Below are 424 nucleotides of genomic sequence, written 5' to 3'. Positions count from 1 at the left end.
GCCGCGCTTGATGTCCAGCGCCTTCTCCACGCTGGCGCGGTAGCCGGTGACGGTGACCGTATCCAGGTCGGTGGCGTTCGGGTTGGCGCTCTGCTGCTGCGCGCCGGCGTTGCCTGCCAGGGCCAGTGCGACGCCCAACGCGAGCAAGGTAACCGGTGTCTTTTTTTCATGGTTCCGAGAATGCATGCCTTTCCCCTCTCCCAAAGGTCTGGTATCGCGGCTGTTTCAGCGGGATGACACCGCTGGTCAGGCCGGACGTTAACAGCACGTTCCCGATCCGGCATCTTGCACCGCAACAGATCTGAAATGTCTCCAAGACGCTTGCAGGACAATGCTTCCAACAGTTTGGTAGGCTAAGGGCAAGGATGGGCGGGATTGAAATGACACCGCTAGCCAATTCCACGCCCCACGCGTGGTCCACTAC

Annotated in this window: 1 protein-coding gene; it reads right to left on the bottom strand. The window is 60.6% G+C overall.

Going from position 1 to position 424, the window contains the following annotated elements:
• Nucleotides 1-186, bottom strand: a 186-nt coding sequence (locus D7V88_RS42375; RefSeq protein ID WP_208726808.1) for a hypothetical protein, incomplete at its 3' end; no start/stop codon positions are given.
• Nucleotides 187-424 lie beyond the last annotated feature (238 nt).

The sequence above is a fragment of the Corallococcus terminator genome, from assembly GCF_003611635.1.
Classification (GTDB): domain Bacteria; phylum Myxococcota; class Myxococcia; order Myxococcales; family Myxococcaceae; genus Corallococcus; species Corallococcus terminator.
This window is presented reverse-complemented; position numbering and strand designations above follow the sequence as displayed.